Source organism: Bordetella petrii (assembly GCF_020991325.1).
Taxonomy (GTDB): domain Bacteria; phylum Pseudomonadota; class Gammaproteobacteria; order Burkholderiales; family Burkholderiaceae_B; genus Bordetella_A; species Bordetella_A petrii_E.
Genome location: NZ_JAJMLX010000005.1, coordinates 36,595 through 51,996 on the forward strand (window position 1 = coordinate 36,595; position 15,402 = coordinate 51,996).

Below are 15,402 nucleotides of genomic sequence, written 5' to 3' on the forward strand. Positions count from 1 at the left end.
CCGCACGTGCAGGTAGACGGCCGCCTGGAATAACATCCATTCCCTGGCGGCATGAAACACAAAAGCCGCCGTACGCCCAGGATGCCGATGTGCCGCAACTTTCCGAACGCCCCGTGTCGCAGATAGACTGGCTGAGCCATCTCTTGAAGATGATCACCGTCACCGGCCAGTTGGAGGTGCGCTGTGCCTACGGCGCCCCGTGGCGCGTGGTCTACGCGCAGTCCGCGGCCCACGAGATTCCTTACCACATCGTGCTCAGGGGCCGTGCCATCCTCGAAGATCCAGAGACAGACACGGCCAGGGAGCTGGCGGGCGGCGATATCGTGCTGCTGCCTCATGGGGCGGCCCATGTGCTGCATGACGGCAGCGGCCGCAGGCCGGCGCGCACGCTCAACCGCCCCGACCCCACGGGATGGGTGGTTAGCGAAAACAGCGGCACCGGCGAGCGCCTGGACATGTTGTGCGGGCGCTTTTTCATCGCGCCGCCGCACGACCGGTTGATCCGCGATTATCTGCCTACGACACTGGTCGTACGGGCCAGAAATGGCGATGGCGAGGCGGGCGCCGTATCGGTTTCGACTCCGCTGACTAATCTGGTAGGACTGATGCGCGTGGAGTCCGCGGGCGACAAGCTGGGCGGATACGCGATGCTCAATGCGCTTTCGTCGGCGCTGTTCACCCTGGTGCTGCGCGCGGCCAGTGAATCCGAACAGGCGCCGGCCGGGCTGCTGGCGCTGGCCGGTTACCCTCGGCTGGCGCCGGCTATCTCGGCCATGTTCGCCGACCCCGCGCGGGCCTGGACGCTGCCTGACCTGGCCGGGCTATGCAGCATGTCGCGCGCCACCTTCATGCGACATTTCCACGATAAGCTGGGGCGCTCGGCATTCGAGTTATTGACCGACATCCGCATGAGCCTGGCCGTCAACGAGTTGAAGAAACCGACGACAACCACCGAAACCGTGGCGGAGACAGTGGGATATCAATCAGTATCGGCATTCCGGCGTGTTTTCGCCGAGTGGATGGGGATGCCCCCAGGGCAATGGCGCCGCCTGGCGCGCTCGACCGCAGTCGGGCAGCAAGCGGCAATAAGCTGATCCTTGCGCAGCACGTGACACCGTCAGCTTGACTATTTTAGATCGATTGATTTAAAACTCGACACCAAGGTCTTGGCGATTGCCGTCCCGGTGTCCGGGCTGGTGGCCTGGATCCATCACATTTCATGAGGCGCAGCTTGACATGAACATTCAAGGAAAGAAGGTCCTGATCACTGGCGGATCGAGCGGTATTGGCCTGGCGACGGCTTCCGAGCTTGTTCGCAAGGGTGCCAGGGTTTTCATTGTCGGGCGTCGCGGCAGGGTGGTGGCCGAGGCAGTCGAACTGCTGCGCGGGGCCGGCGGACAGGCCGACGGCATCGATGCGGATGTCGGAACGCCGCAAGGGCGGGATCGCGCGTTGGCGGCGGCGCGTGCCTCGATGGGCGGGCTGGATATCCTGATCAACAGTGCCGGAGGAGTCCGGGCAGGCAGGCTGGAGGACACACCGGAAAGCGATATCGCGAAGATGGTGGAGGTCAATCTGCTGGCGCCGATCCTGCTGGCGCGCGCGGCGCTGCCGGATCTGCGCGTATCAGGCGATGGCATGATCGTGAATGTGTCGTCGGGCATTGCCCTGGTGGGGGTGCCCTTCTATACCAGCTATGCGGCAGTCAAGGCGGGGATCTCGCACTTTGGAGAAGCCTTGCGCCGCGAGTTGAAGGGGGAGGGGGTGCACGTGCTGACGGTATACCCCGGGGCGACCGACACGCCGATGATGACGTCGTCGCGAGCGGGCCCCGACCTGGGCTTCGTTCGCGAGCCGGCCGTCGCGGTTGCCCAGGCCATTGTCGAAGGCATGGAAGCCGGCGCCTTGCAGATCACACGTGGTGGAGAAGTCCGCGAGGCCATGATCGCCCAGAACCGTACGAACCCGTTGGCATTGGACGAGAGATTTGAGTTGCTGAAGCCGAAGCTCGCCGAGGCCGTAAAGGACCATTCCGCACTTTGATCCTAATAAGCATTTTATTGAGCTTATACGGGCTCGAAAATTGCTCCGTGCAGGCCTAAAGTAGCGACTCCTAACCACCCATTGAAGGAGTCGTACCATGAGCCGCATCACCATCCCCGCCATCGAATCCGCCACCGGCGCCACGGCCGACGTATACGCCCAGGTCAGGAAAGTGGCCGGCGGCAGCGTTCCCAACCTGTTTGCCGCGTTGGGCTATCTGGCTCCGACGGCCCTGGCCGCGGTGCTCAATGCCGAAGGGGCGTTGGCCTCGAGCAGCTTGAGCAAGCAGGACCTGGAAACCATCAAACTGCTGGTCAGCGGGCAGACTGGCTGCCACTATTGTGTGGCCGCGCACAACATGCTGGGCAAGATGGTTGGTTTGCCGGCCGATGCGCTGCGTGCCATTCGCACCGGCCAGCCTACCGGTGACGCCAAGCGCGACGCCCTGGTGCGTTTCGTGCTGAACCTGCAGAACACCAGCGGCACGATCAGCGAAGACGAGTTCGCCGCTATCCGCGGTGCCGGCTATACCGACACGCAGCTGGCAGAGATTTCGCTGGCCATCGCGCTTACCATCTTCACCAATACTTTCAACCGCATCAACGATACCGACGTCGACTTTCCGCCCGTGCAGTAAGGCATTCTGCCTAACTCCATACCATCGCCAGCGCCGCCGCTGCCAGATATAGCCCCACCCCGAACGCGGTATGCGTGGCCAGGCTGCGCAGGCAATTCTTGACTGGGCTTGGGGTTCTGGACGAGGCGAACCCGGCCCCCATGGCCGGCTGCATCACGCACAGCGGGATAACGACGGTGGCGGCGCCCACGGCAATGGCCGGCAACAGTGTGGGCTGGTGCAGCCAGCCAGTGCCCCACACGGCGGTCAGCAACACGGCAAAGGCAATGCCCACGCCATAGTGCACAGCCCAGCCCAATGCCTGTTCGTGGGGCACGGGTGGGGCTTGCGCGATGGCGGCGTGGGCAAACCTGCCGTGGCGCAGATGCCCCACCCAGCGGCCGATCAGCCCGAAGGGCAGGGTGGGAACGCCCAGCGCCTTCATCAGCGCCAGCCATCCGTCCATGACGACGGTGGCGCCCACGCCGACAAGGACAATGCGTGCAAGGTCTTCGAGCGGGATCATTTTTGCTTCCTTTGCATGTTTGACCCTGATGGTCGGATGCGGGCATGATAGAAGTTAAAGTTAACTTCAAGTCAAGAGACTTCCATGGACATTGCCGAAGTTGCCAGGCGCACGGGTGTTCCCGCGTCTACGCTGCGCTTTTACGAAAAGAAGGGCTTGATTGCATCGCTGGGCCCCAGCGGGGCGCGGCGGCGGTTTGCGCCGCAGGTGATCGACCAGTTGGCCTTGATCGCGCTGGGGCAGGCCGGCGGCTTGTCGCTGGACGATATCGGCGCCATGTTGGGGCCCGGCGCGGCGCCGCGGGTGGACAGGAGCCGGCTGCTGGCCAGGGCCGATGACATCGACGCTACCGTCAAGCAGCTGCAGGCCATGAGCCGGGGCTTGCGGCACGCCGCGGCATGCCCCGCTCCCAGCCACTCGGAATGCCCGACCTTCCAGCGCTTGCTGAAGGCGGCTGCCGCAAGGGCGCTGGGCCGGCGCCGCGCAGCCGGCAGCGGAGCCAGGTCCGGCTGAAGCCGGGATGTTCTAGTCTTGCTGCACGCCCAGCGCCTTCAACTGCGCACGCAATTGCCGCACTTCACGGCTAAGGTCCAGGATGAGCGCGACGGCGTCCAGGCAGGCGTCGAAGTCGCGCTCCAGCCGCCGGGCTTCCAGCGCGCGGCTCAGGTCGCTGCTTTGAAAGCGCCAGTCGGCGGGTTGCGAGCCACTGGTCTGGATGATGCCAACTTGCACCAGTTGCGCCACCCATTCCACTTCTACGCCGCAGGCGCGCGCCAGGTCGTCGGCGCTGAGCGGTTGCGCCTTGCCCACGATGGTGCCGGTAGCGGAAATGACTACGGTTTTCATGTTCACACCTCCATGTGGCGCCGCGGGTTGAAGGGCAGGTCTTCCTGCATTTTGCGGTAGGCGGCGCGGGCGGCATCGGTGTCGGCCGGTGGCAGCACTACCTGCAGGACGAGATACAGATCGCCGGGTGGGTCGCCGGGTATGCCGCGGCCGCGCAGCCGCAGCTTGCGGCCGCCGGCCGAGCCGGCGGGTACCGTGACTTCCACCCAGCCGCCCGGGGTGGGCGCGTTGACGCTGGCGCCCAAGGCCGCTTCCCATGGCGCGACGGGCAAGGTCATGGTCAAGTCGCGCCCATCGGCCTGGTAGCGGGGGTGCGGCTTGAAGCGCACTTCCAGGTACAGGTCGCCGTTCTCGCCGCCGCCGTGGCCGGGCATGCCCTGGCCCGCCAGACGGATGTACTGGCCCTCGCGTACACCGGGCGGGATGCGCACGCTGAGCGTGCGCGTCTGCATTTGCGGGCGGCCCTGGTCGTCCAGGTGCACGGCGCGCAGGCTGACTTCGCGCGTGGCGCCTTTCAGGGCGTCTTCGAGGTCTACGTCGATGGTGGCGTGGTGGTCTTCGCCGCGCGCGCGGAAGTCGTGCGGCGTGTGGCGTGCGCGGCCGCCGAACAGGGTAGAGAAGAATTCGCTGAACTGGGCTTCGTCGCCGGGCGAGGCGGTGCGGTGGAATTCGAAGCCCTGGTCCCAGCCCGGCGGTGGCTGGAAATCGCCTTCTGGCGGTGCGCCCGAGGCCAGCTTGTCGTAGGCCTGGCGCTTTTCCGTGTCGCGCAGTACGTCGTAGGCTTCATTGATGTCGCGCATGCGCGATTCGGCGTCGCTTTCTTTGCTGACATCGGGATGGTACTTGCGGGCGAGTTTGCGATAGGCGCGCCTGATGTCGTCTTCCGAGGCATCGGGCTGCACGCCCAGCGCCTGGTAGTAGTCCTTGAATTCCATCCATGCTCTCCCGAGGGGCTCGAAGGTGCTGAAATGGGTTGCCCGGCGGGCGAGCCAGGCACGGCTGCAAACGCCGTGCCTGCAAGGCCTACTATAAATCTTCCCGCGTCGGCCACCGCGGGCGGGTTGTGGTTGGAGTAGTTACCCGCCGCAGGCCGATGCGTGCTGCCGCGGTTTTACATGCGCGCGCTGAGGGTGACCATGACGTTGCGAGGGTCGCCGTAGTAGTTGCTGATGCCGGTGGCATCGACCTTGCGGTAGTACGTTTTGTCGAACAGGTTGTTCACGTTCACTTGCAGGCGCAGGTTGCGGTTGAAGTCGTAGGCGGCCATCAGGTTGTAGACGGCGTAGCCGGGCTGGCGTGCCACGATGCCGCGGCTGGATGCATAGATGCTGCTTTGGGCCTGCACGCCGCCGCCGATGGTCAGGCCCTGCAGGGCGCCCGGCATGCGGTAGGTGGTGAACAGGCGCAGCAGGTGGCGGGGGTCGCCGGTGCGGATGGGCTGGCCCACGTTGGACTCCGACGCGTCACGCAGGTACTTGGTCATGGTGTTGGTGTAACCCGCCATGATGTTCCAGTTGGGCGTGATCTCGCCGGCAAGTTCCAGTTCCCAGCCCTGGCTGCGGGTCTTGCCGCCGGCAACCTTGCAGTAGCCGCTGGCATAGTACGGGACGCAGGGGTTGGGGCTGTTGGCGTCGTCCATGGCGCGGCCGGTGTTGTTGATGCGGAACACCGAGGCGGCGAAATTCAGGCGGCCTTCGAAGAATTCCCCCTTGATGCCGGCTTCGTAGTCTTCGCCGGTGATGGGATCGAGCAGGTTGCCGCCGGCGCTGTAGGCATTTTGCGGAACGAAAATCTCGCTGTAGCTGCCGTACAGGCTGAAGTTGTCGTTCAGGTCGTATACCGCGCCCACATAGGGGGTGATCTCGCGGTCGACGCTGTAGTTGCTGGCGGGATTTTCCGGCACTTTGTAGTCCCACCACGTGGCGCGGGCGCCCACCAGCAGGGTCAGCGGGTCGGCCAGCGAGAAGCGGCCAACGGCGTACACGGCCTGCTGCTCGGTTTTGTTGTTGGTGGGCTCGTAGTAGGTGCCCGGGCTGTCGGCATTGGGTTCCGGGTAGCTGGTGTACGGATCCCAGTCGCGGATGTCGAAGCCGTTCATGGGCGCGACGTTGAAGTAGCCTTTGGCGTTGGTGGCGCGGTTGTAGCTGCTTTCCAGGCCCACCGTCATGTGATGCTTGCGGCCCAGCAGGGTGAAGGGCCCGTCGGCCACCAGGGCGAGCGCGTTCTGGTCGCTGGCGGTTTCCGGGTAGATGGATGTGGTGATGTCGAACAGGTACGGGTTGGTGGTGCTGGCGCGCGTGATATAGGTTTGCTTGAAGCCGCCGTCGAAGTAGCGAAACCGCATGTTGGACGCGCTGGCCTTTACTGTCCAGTCGTTGTCGAAGCGATGCTCCAGTTCCAGCGAGGCCTGGTCGTTGTAGCGGTTCCAGTGGTTCCAGTCGGCCCCCAGATAAGTATCGCGCGGCAGGTCCAGCGAGCTGCCGTCGAAGTCGGCGGGCAGGCCGCCCCAGGCGCCGGTGGCCTTCAATTCCGTATGCTGGAAGCTGGCGGTCAGGGTGGTGCGGTCGGTCAGGTCGGCCTGCAGCACGCCATAGAAGACGCGGCGCTTTTCTTCCCGTGCTTTCTGGAAGAATTCCTTGTTGTCCACCACGCCCACGATACGGCCGCGCAGGGTGCCGGCTTCGTTCAGCGGCCCCGAGATGTCGACTTCGCCGCGGCGGCGATCCCAGGAGCCGGCGGTAAGGCGCGCGCTGGCCTCGAAGGTGGGGGTGGGGCGCTTGCGCACCAGGTTGACGGTGGCCGACGGGTTGCCGGCCCCTTTCAGCAGGCCGGCGGCGCCGCGCAGGATTTCAACGCGGTCGAGCACCGCCGTGTCGGGCTGGATGAAGGCCGAGCCGCTTTGGTACACGTTCAGGCCGTCGATTTGCAGGGAATCGATCTGGAAGCCGCGCGAATAGTAGTTGACGCGCTCGCTGTCGGTGTAGTCGACCGTGACGCCGGGCGTGTTCTGCATGACGTCGTGCAGGTCGGGCATGACGCGGTCGTCGATGAACTGCCGCGACATGACGGTGACGGGTTGCGGGGTTCGGCGTACCGATTGTGCCCCCTTGAATACCGTGGTGGTGTGGCCGCCGTAAGTGCCGGAGGCTTCCGTGGAGGCGAGATCCGTCATGCCGGTAACCGTGACGGGCGCCAGCGTGGCGGTTTGCGCCGCGGGTTTTCTTTCCAGCACGTAGGCGCCGCTGGGCGTGCGCCGGGCTTGCCAACTGGACGTAGCCAGCACTTGGCGCAGGCCTTCGTCTACCGTGTAGCGGCCCTGGATGCCGGGCGAGGTTTCGTTCTGCAGCGCGTTGGCATCGAAGGTCAGGGCAATGCCGGCTTCGGTGGCGAACTGATTGATGGCGCCCAGCAAGGGGCCCGCGGCGATCTGGTAGTTACGTACGCTGACGGTCTCGGCGGCAGGGGCGGCGTGGCTGGCCAGCGGCGCGGCGCCCAGCGACCAGGCCGCGCCCAACATCATCAGCAGGCGGGTGCGGTTGAACACGGCGGCGGGCAGGCGCGTCGGGCGCGGGCAAGGGGGGCGGCGGGTGGGCATGGCGTGGTCGTGGCTCGAAACAAAGGGTTTGCTAATACCTAGAGGCCGAATGAGGGCCCGGCATCTTGCAAGCCAAATTGTTTCTGAATGAAACGCAACAGCCGGGGCGCGCGGCTGCGCTTACGTGGCGGGCTCGATCCAGGTCAGGTAGCGTGTCATGCGCCGCACCCGCACCGGATAGCTGTTTTCCAGGGCGGCCAGTGCCAGGTCGGACTGGGCCAGCGGAAAAACGCCCGATACCTGCAGTTGGGCGAGCGAGTCGTCCACGAACAGGTACCCAGGACGGTAGGCGCGGACTTGCCGGACGAACTGCGATAAGGGCATGTTGGTCGCAATAAGCGATTTCTTGCGCCAGGGGGCGAATAGCTGGGATGCTTGCGCCGGGGCCGAGGTGGCTGTTGCCTGCACGCCCTGGTCGGAAAAGGTGGCGCAATGCCCGGCCGGGATGATCAGCGGCGCTTGCGGCGCATGCCTGGCGGTGATGCGCACCGCGTGCTGGTTGACGCAGACCTCGCTCAGGTCCGGCGTGACGCTGACGGTGAATTCCGTGCCCAGGGCCTGCACTTCGCCATGCCGGGTCTGGACGATGAACGGGCGCGGCCGGGCGGCGGCGTCGGCATGGGTTTTAGTATAGAGGCGGCCGGCGCGCAGCACGATGCGGCGCACGTCGGCGGTGAAAGCGATGTCCGCGGCGCTGTCGGCATCAAGGATGGCCAGGCTGCCGTCGGACAGGGGCAAGGGCGCGACTTCGCCGATGGCGGTGCTGGCGTCGGCCGTCCAGTGCGCACGCCTGGCGTCGTCGGCCAGCCAGGCGCCCATGGGGACCGCCATGCCTGCCAGCGCAGCCAGGCCAAGGAAGCGGCGCCGCTTGCGGTCTATCCCTTGCAAAGTGGGCATGAGCACGTGGCGGGGCACTTGCCCGAACTGCTGCTGGACGGCCTGCACCTTGGACCAGGCGCTGCGGTTTTCCGGGTGGTGGGCCAGCCAGTTGCGCCATGCCGCATGAGCGGCCTCGCCGCTTTGCGGGTCTTGCAGCCGGGCGAACCAGCGGGCGGCTTCCTGGATGGCGGTGCGCTGCCGGGGCGCCGGGGAAAAGTTGTGCGACACGGAACCGGCCTAATCCAGTAGCAGGCAGCAGCGTTCCATGGCTTTGGCCATGTAGTTGCTGACGGTACGCACCGATATTCCCAGGCGTTCGGCAATAACAGGGTAGGGGGTGCCTTCCACCACGGACAGCAGGAACGCCTGCTTCACCTTAGAGCCCAGGCCGTTCAGCATGCGGTCGAGCCGGACCAGTTGTTCCTGGATCAGCGCCTGAGCCTCCAGCGAGGGGAGGTGTTCGGCGGGCACGGCTTCCAATGCCTCGAGATAAGCCTGTTCCAGTGCCCGGCGGCGCCACAGGTCGACAACCAGGCCGCGGGCGATGGTGGATAGATAGCTGCGCGGTTCCTGGATGCTGGCGGCCAGGCGCGATTGCAGCACGCGCACGAAAGTGTCGTGGGCGACGTCGGCCGCATCGTGCGGGTTGCCCAGTTTGCCCCGCAGCCAGCCTGTCAGCCAGGTGTGGTGTGCCTGATACAGTGCCGCGACGCCTTCGGTTCTTGATAGATGCGGGTGGGCGGAGGCTGCTGGCAAAGGCATGGGGCGCGCGCGTGGAATTAATGAGAATGTGTCTTATTTTATTATAGGATATTGTTGCACCCTTGCGCCGTGTCAGGTGCCGGTTTGTTCTGCGGCGTGGCGCAGCCGGGTCCTGTCTTCGTCCAGGGCCAGGGCCGCTTCTGCCCGAGCCAGTGCTAGGCTGGCCTGGCGCTGGGCGGCCGCGCGGAAGTCGTCGTTGCCCAGGCGGGCCAGTGCGCGCAACGCTTTCTGGATGCGCAACTGGATTTCGATATGCCCGGCTCCGTCGCGCGCCATCAGCATGAACGCGTCTTCGAACATGTCGTCCGATGTCAGCGATTGCACATGGACCCGCGGGAATTCCGGGTCTTCCCGGGCATCAGCCCCAGACGGGGCCCAGACACCCATCAAGCGTGTCATGCGGCCGATGACGTCGATGGCGGTGCCGGGATCATTGATGGCGGACGACAGCGCGCGCGAGCCGATTTCAGCCATGACGGCCAGCCCGAAACGCGGGTCCTGGTCGAAGCTGCGCTCGTTGCCGATGGTGTAGGCCTTGAACACTGCTGCGGCGGGGTCATCTTCGGTGCCGGGTTTTGCATCGGCGTCTATCCAGGCGATGGGCGTGTCCGGGTAGACAAATACCCCTGGGATGGCGACCACATAGATGTCGGCGTCCAGCGCTTCGCAACAATGTGACAGCGCGCTCATGTCGATATGCCGCACATAGCCAACCACGCCGGCCGGCACCGGGGTGGCGCCGGCGGGAATTTCGAGCAGCGGGCTGCCGCCCAGGTGGGGTTGCCGCAGGCGTGCCTCCATGGCTTGCCGCGCCGCCTGTTCGACGCGTTCGGTGGTTTCGCCCACGCGGCCCAGGCGGGTCAGGTGATCGATCCAGCGCAACAGCGACACGACGATCAGCGCGATGACGGCAATGGTGACTACGAACAGGACAAACCTGCCACGGTCGCCATAGGCGCCGGTATTGAGCACGACGATGCCGACGACGCTGAACAGGAAAGACCCGACGAAGGTGGACAGCACTGTCTGGCTGAGGCGGTCTTCCATCAGCAGCGTGGTGGCGCGCGGCGTGACGTTGCTGGTGGCCGCTCCGAAAGCCGCCGTCATGACGCTGAGCGAGAACGTGGTCACCGCCAGCATGCTGGAGGCAATGATATTGAGAATGCTGCCGACCGCGTCCGCGCCGATGGTAGTGGGCAGGTCCCAGGGGATGAAGCGTTCCACCACGGCGGCCAGGATGGCCGCCGCCACGCCCATCAGGCCGATCAGCGTGGCGCGCACCCACAGGCGTCGGGTGAGTTGCGTCAATATCCAGCGCCAGCGCGGCATGGTGGTACCCCAGTTCGAGTATGCGGAAGCGCTAGCTTATCGCGATGCCTGCCGTTCGCCGGCGGAACGGGCTACGCCACATTCCGGCTAAGGGATGAGGCTGCTGCCGCGTACTACCAGTTCGCAGGCCACCCGGTGCACGGTGGGGCGGGTGTCGTTTTCGGGCCGGGCCCGCATGGCGGCCAGCAGGGTGGCCGCGGCCTGGGCGCCGATGTCGTAGGGACGCGTGCGCACGGTGGTCAAGCCGGTTTCGATGATGCCGGCCAGGGGCACGTCGCCGAAGCCAGCCACGGCGCAGTCGCGCGGCACCGACACCCCCATGGACGAGGCGCGGAGCAGGGCGCCGATGGCCAGATGGTCGTGGGCAAATATGATGGCCTGGGGCCGCTGTCCCGGCGGTTCCCGGGTGAACCGCTCGAGATGGGCTATGCCCGCGGCGTAGTCGTCCGTGTTGCCGGCCCGTGCGATATCGGCCGCCAGGCCGGCTTGGCGCATGGCCTGGGCGTACCCCTGCGCGCGCCGTTCCGCTCGCGTGTCGTGGGCCGAGCCATTCAGCGCGAAACGGATGCGGCGCGCGCCTTGTTCCAGAAAATGCCGGGCCAGCATGTCGCCTACGTCGTGCTGGGCAAAGCCCACTTGATGGTATGGACGGCCTTCCAGGATTTCCCAGGCTTCCACCACGGGAATGCGCAAGGCCTGCAGCAATGTGTCGATGGCGGGAGCGTGGTCGCCGCGGGTCAGCACCAGGCCGCTGGGATGCCAGCCCACGAAGGCGCGGATGGCGCGGGCCTCGGTGTCGGCGGAGTATTCGCTATTGGCCAGCAGCAATTGCAGGCCCTGGGCATCCAGCGTGTCGCTCATGCCGCGCACCATTTGCGCGAACGTGGGGCTGCTGACGTTCTGCATGATGGCGCCCACCGGCCCGCCCTGCGTGGACGCCAGGCGGCGCGCCACCTGGCTGGGCATGTAGCCCGTGTCGGCCACCACGGCGTCCAGGCGGTCGCGCAGCTTTTGCGACACCTTGTGCGGCGCATTGAAGTAGCGCGAGGCGGTAACCGATGACACTCCGGCCAGCGCGGCCACGTCGTGGATGGTGTAGTGGCCCAGCTTGGGCCGGCTGCGCGGGCGCGGCGGAGAATCGGGGTTGTCGATCATGGGTGGAACTATACCCTTGCAAGTCCAAAATGACACCGGTACCATAATAAATGAAACCGGTACCATTTTGGCCGGTTGTCGTATAACCACAGCCATTCACCCGGCAGACAGGAGACAGATTCATGACGCTTTCACGCCTGTGCAGCGCGCTTTTTGCCACTACGGCGGCGTTGGCCATTCCTCTGGCCCACGCGGCCGATTACCCGCAGAAACCCGTCACCCTGGTGGTGCCGCAGCCGCCGGGCGGCGCCGCCGACGCGGTGGCGCGGCCGTTCGCCCAGGCCTTGTCCGAGCGCCTGGGGCAGCCGGTGGTGGTGGAGAACCGGGCCGGGGCCAATGGCAATATCGCGGCCTCCTATGTGGCGCAACGCCCGGCCGATGGCTACACCATTTTCTATGGGTCGATCAGCACGCTGGCGGTGAACCCGCATTTGTACAAGTCGCCCGGGTTCGATCCGTTCAAGGATTTCCAGCCCATTACCCTGACCAACCAGACCCCGAATGTACTGGTGGTGGGGGCGCAGACGCCGTACTACACGGTGGCCGACGTGGTGAAGGACGCCAAGGCCAAGCCTGGCGAATTGGCGTTCGGGTCGGCCGGCAATGGCAACACCATGCACCTGACCGGCCTGCAGTTCCAGGCCAGCACAGGCACGCAACTGGTGCACGTGCCCTACAAGGGCGGGCCGGCCGCGCTGACGGATGTGATGGGCGGGCAGATACCCATGATGTTCCACAACCTGTCGGCGGTATTGCCCGTGGCCCAGACCGGCAAGGTGCGCATCCTGGCGGTGGCGGATACCAAGCGCGCGCCGCTGGCGCCCGACGTGCCCACCATGGCCGAGGCCGGCGCCCCGGATACGGTGCAGATCGCCTGGAGCGGCATGCTGGTGCGCCGCGGCACGCCGGCCCCCATCGTGCAGCGCCTGCACAAGGAAATGGCGGCGATCCTGGCCACGCCGGAATTCCGCAAGCCGCAGGAAGCGCAGGGCAGTGAGATCCTGTCTTCCACGCCCGAAGAGTTCGAGGCCCGCATGCAGGCCGATTCCCAGCGCATGGCCGAGGTCATCAAGGCCGGCAATGTGCATATTGATTGAACGATGGATTTTTACTGACTATGCCAGCCCCTAATCTTTTCAAGCGCGCCTTGCAGGCGCGCCAGCCGCAGATCGGACTGTGGTCGACGCTGCCGTTTCCCATGGTGTCCGAACTGATTGCCGGCGCCGGTTTCGACTGGCTGCTGATCGACACGGAACACACGCCCAGCGACCCTATCGTGGTGCAGCACCTGCTGCAGGCGGTGGCGGCCGAGCACGGCCGGCCGTCGTCCGCGGTGGTGCGTCCCGCCTGGAACGACACCGTGCTGATCAAGCGCCACCTGGATGTGGGAGCACAGTCTTTGTTGCTGCCGTTCGTGCAAAACCGCGCGGAGGCCGAGGCGGCGGTTGCGGCCACCCGCTACCCGCCCCAGGGCGTACGCGGTATGGGAGGTTCGATGCGCGCCTCGCGCTTCGGCCGCGACGTCGGCTATGTGCAGGACGCCGCGAAAGAACTGTGCGTGCTGGTGCAGATAGAAACCATGGAAGCGCTGGAGCAACTGGAACAGATCGCGGCGGTGGACGGCGTGGATGGTGTGTTCGTAGGGCCGGCGGACTTGTCGGCCAGCCTGGGCGTGCCGGGTGAATTGCAGCACCCCAAGGTGCGCGCGGCGATCGACAACGCCATTGCGCGCATCCTGGCCTGCGGCAAGGCGCCGGGCATCCTGATGCTGGATGAGCCGCGCGCGCGCGAATGCCTGGACCTGGGCGCCTTGTTCGTGGCGGTGGCCACCGACCAGGTGCTGTTGCGCAAGGCTTGCGACGATACTGCCGCGCGTTTCACCGGGCGCCGTGCGGGCGGCGACCTGCCGGCCACTTACTGAGGAGCGCCCCGTGAACACACCCTTGCGCAAAACCCCCGAAACCCTGCGCAGCCACCGCTGGTTCGCCAGCGATGATATCCGCGGCTTTGCGCATCGCCAGCGCATGCAGCAGCAGGGCCTGAACCGCGAAGAGTTCATGGGCCGGCCCGTGATCGCCATTATCAATACCTGGAGCGACTTGTCGCCCTGCCATGCGCACTTGCGCGAGCGGGCCGAGGCTGTCAAGCGCGGGGTGTTGCAGGCCGGCGGGTACCCGCTGGAACTGCCCGCGCTGAGCCTGGGCGAAGTCATGGTCAAGCCTACTACCATGCTGTACCGCAACCTGCTGTCGGTGGAATGCGAGGAACTGCTGCGCAGTTTGCCCATCGATGGCGCGGTATTGATGGGCGGTTGCGACAAGACGCCTCCGGCCTTGACGATGGGGGCGCTGTCCATGGACTTGCCGGTAATTTTCATGCCGGCCGGGCCCATGTTGAACGACCGCTACCGCGGCGAGGCGGTGGGCGCGGGCACGCACACCAAGAAGTTCTACGCCGAATACACCATCGGCGCCATCGGCAAGACGGAATGGGTGGCGATGGAATCGCGCATGACCCGCAGCGTGGGCACGTGCAACACCATGGGCACCGCCAGCACCATGACCGCCATTGTCGAAGCCCTGGGCTTGTCGCTGCCTGGCGCGATGGCCATTCCGGCCGTCGATGCGGCCCACACGCGCATGGCATGGCAATGCGGCCGCCGCGCCGTGGAAATGGTCTGGGAAGACCTGAAGCCCACCCGCATCTGCACCGCGGCGGCTTTTCGCAACGCCGTGGTGGCCTACGTGGCGCTGGGCGGGTCCACCAATGCCGCGGTGCACCTGCCGGCGATGGCGGGGCGCGCCGGCATCGAGCTGGGCCTGGACGAGGTCGATGCCATCGCCCGCGACGTGCCGGTCATCGCCAACCTGTATCCGTCGGGCGCCCACTTGATGGAAGACTTTTTCTACGCCGGCGGCCTGCCCGCGGTATTGCGCAAGGTGGAGGCCCACCTGGACCTTTCCTGCCTGACCTGTACCGGCCGCACGCTGGGCGAGAACCTGGCGGAATGGCCGCAGGCCGATGCTGGCGACGTGATCCTGGATCCGTCCGCGCCGTTGAAGCATGGCGTGGCGGACTGCCCGGAAGCCGGACTGGCCATGGCGGTGGTGCGGGGTAATCTGGCGCCCGATGGCGCCGTCATCAAGCCTTCGGCGGCCAGCCCGCATTTGCTGCGGCACACGGGACGCGCGCTGGTATTCGATTCCAACGCCGACATGTTCGCCGCCATGGCCGACCCTGACCTGGATGTGGACGAGAACACGGTATTGGTATTGCGCAACGGCGGGCCGATAGGCGGGCCCGGCATGCCGGAGTGGGGCAACCTGCCCATTCCGAAGAAACTGCTGCAACAGGGCGTGCGCGACATGCTGCGCATTTCCGATGCGCGTATGAGCGGCACGCACTACGGCACTTGCGTGCTGCACGTATCGCCCGAATCCGCCGTGGGCGGCCCGCTGGCGCTGCTGCGCACCGGCGATCTGGTGCGCCTGGATATCCGTGCGCGCAGCCTGGATATGCTGGTACCGGAAGCGGAACTGGCGGAACGCCGCAAGCAGTGGTCGCCGCCGCCGCGGCCGCATGTGCGCGGCTTCACGCGCATATACCAGAATGAAGTGACGCAGGCGCACCTGGGCTGCGATTTCGCCAGCC

At 65.9% G+C, this 15,402-nt stretch carries 15 protein-coding genes; 7 read left to right on the forward strand and 8 right to left on the reverse strand.

Annotation, left to right across the window (positions count from 1 at the left end):
• The first annotated feature begins 113 nt into the window (after positions 1 to 113).
• From LPZ50_RS01375 to LPZ50_RS01385, 3 genes are all read left to right on the forward strand, one after another.
• Complete coding sequence (locus LPZ50_RS01375) at positions 114 to 1,094, forward strand: AraC family transcriptional regulator (RefSeq protein ID WP_230656773.1); 981 nt, start codon at positions 114 to 116, stop codon at positions 1,092 to 1,094.
• 142 nt (positions 1,095 to 1,236) lie between these two features.
• On the forward strand, positions 1,237 to 2,043 hold the full coding sequence (locus LPZ50_RS01380) for an SDR family NAD(P)-dependent oxidoreductase (RefSeq protein ID WP_230656748.1): 807 nt from the start codon (positions 1,237 to 1,239) through the stop codon (positions 2,041 to 2,043).
• A gap of 97 nt (positions 2,044 to 2,140) precedes the next feature.
• Positions 2,141 to 2,680, forward strand: coding sequence for a carboxymuconolactone decarboxylase family protein (locus LPZ50_RS01385; protein WP_230656750.1), 540 nt, complete (start codon positions 2,141 to 2,143; stop codon positions 2,678 to 2,680).
• 10 nt (positions 2,681 to 2,690) lie between these two features.
• On the opposite strand, the gene LPZ50_RS01390 is transcribed toward LPZ50_RS01385, so the two are convergent.
• On the reverse strand, positions 2,691 to 3,185 hold the full coding sequence (locus LPZ50_RS01390) for a DUF2938 domain-containing protein (protein WP_230656752.1): 495 nt from the start codon (positions 3,183 to 3,185) through the stop codon (positions 2,691 to 2,693).
• An 84-nt stretch (positions 3,186 to 3,269) separates the two neighbouring features.
• On the opposite strand from LPZ50_RS01390, the gene LPZ50_RS01395 reads away from it, so the two are divergent.
• Positions 3,270 to 3,698, forward strand: a complete 429-nt coding sequence (locus LPZ50_RS01395) for a helix-turn-helix domain-containing protein (protein WP_230656754.1) — start codon at positions 3,270 to 3,272, stop codon at positions 3,696 to 3,698.
• Positions 3,699 to 3,710: 12 nt separating this feature from the next.
• On the opposite strand, the gene LPZ50_RS01400 is transcribed toward LPZ50_RS01395, so the two are convergent.
• The 7 genes from LPZ50_RS01400 to LPZ50_RS01430 all read right to left on the reverse strand — a co-directional run bounded on the left by LPZ50_RS01400 (position 3,711) and on the right by LPZ50_RS01430 (position 11,751).
• Positions 3,711 to 4,031, reverse strand: a complete 321-nt coding sequence (locus LPZ50_RS01400) for a chaperone modulator CbpM (RefSeq protein ID WP_230656756.1) — start codon at positions 4,029 to 4,031, stop codon at positions 3,711 to 3,713.
• Positions 4,032 to 4,033: 2 nt separating this feature from the next.
• On the reverse strand, positions 4,034 to 4,966 hold the full coding sequence (locus LPZ50_RS01405; protein WP_230656758.1) for a DnaJ C-terminal domain-containing protein: 933 nt from the start codon (positions 4,964 to 4,966) through the stop codon (positions 4,034 to 4,036).
• 176 nt (positions 4,967 to 5,142) lie between these two features.
• A complete protein-coding gene (locus LPZ50_RS01410; protein WP_230656760.1) occupies positions 5,143 to 7,626 on the reverse strand; it encodes a TonB-dependent siderophore receptor in 2,484 nt (827 codons plus the stop codon).
• 120 nt (positions 7,627 to 7,746) lie between these two features.
• Entirely contained in the window at positions 7,747 to 8,733 is a 987-nt protein-coding gene (locus LPZ50_RS01415) for a FecR domain-containing protein (protein ID WP_230656762.1), read from the reverse strand.
• Between the two features lie 9 nt (positions 8,734 to 8,742).
• Entirely contained in the window at positions 8,743 to 9,267 is a 525-nt protein-coding gene (locus LPZ50_RS01420) for a sigma-70 family RNA polymerase sigma factor (protein ID WP_230656764.1), read from the reverse strand.
• A gap of 72 nt (positions 9,268 to 9,339) precedes the next feature.
• Positions 9,340 to 10,596 carry a DUF2254 domain-containing protein gene (locus tag LPZ50_RS01425; protein ID WP_230656766.1) on the reverse strand — a complete coding sequence of 419 codons (1,257 nt, stop codon included), beginning with the start codon at positions 10,594 to 10,596 and terminating at the stop codon, positions 9,340 to 9,342.
• Positions 10,597 to 10,683: 87 nt separating this feature from the next.
• Positions 10,684 to 11,751, reverse strand: coding sequence for a LacI family DNA-binding transcriptional regulator (locus LPZ50_RS01430; protein WP_230656767.1), 1,068 nt, complete (start codon positions 11,749 to 11,751; stop codon positions 10,684 to 10,686).
• Between the two features lie 122 nt (positions 11,752 to 11,873).
• Here LPZ50_RS01430 and LPZ50_RS01435 point away from each other — a divergent pair, with 122 nt between their 5' ends.
• The 3 genes from LPZ50_RS01435 to LPZ50_RS01445 all read left to right on the forward strand — a co-directional run.
• The gene (locus LPZ50_RS01435; protein ID WP_230656768.1) at positions 11,874 to 12,848 is read left to right on the forward strand and encodes a Bug family tripartite tricarboxylate transporter substrate binding protein; all 975 of its coding nucleotides are present in this window, start codon (positions 11,874 to 11,876) and stop codon (positions 12,846 to 12,848) included.
• Between the two features lie 20 nt (positions 12,849 to 12,868).
• A complete protein-coding gene (locus tag LPZ50_RS01440) occupies positions 12,869 to 13,672 on the forward strand; it encodes an aldolase/citrate lyase family protein (RefSeq protein WP_230656769.1) in 804 nt (267 codons plus the stop codon).
• A gap of 22 nt (positions 13,673 to 13,694) precedes the next feature.
• Positions 13,695 to 15,402 (forward strand): IlvD/Edd family dehydratase (locus LPZ50_RS01445; RefSeq protein WP_230656775.1); only part of this gene is annotated, 1,708 nt, incomplete at its 3' end.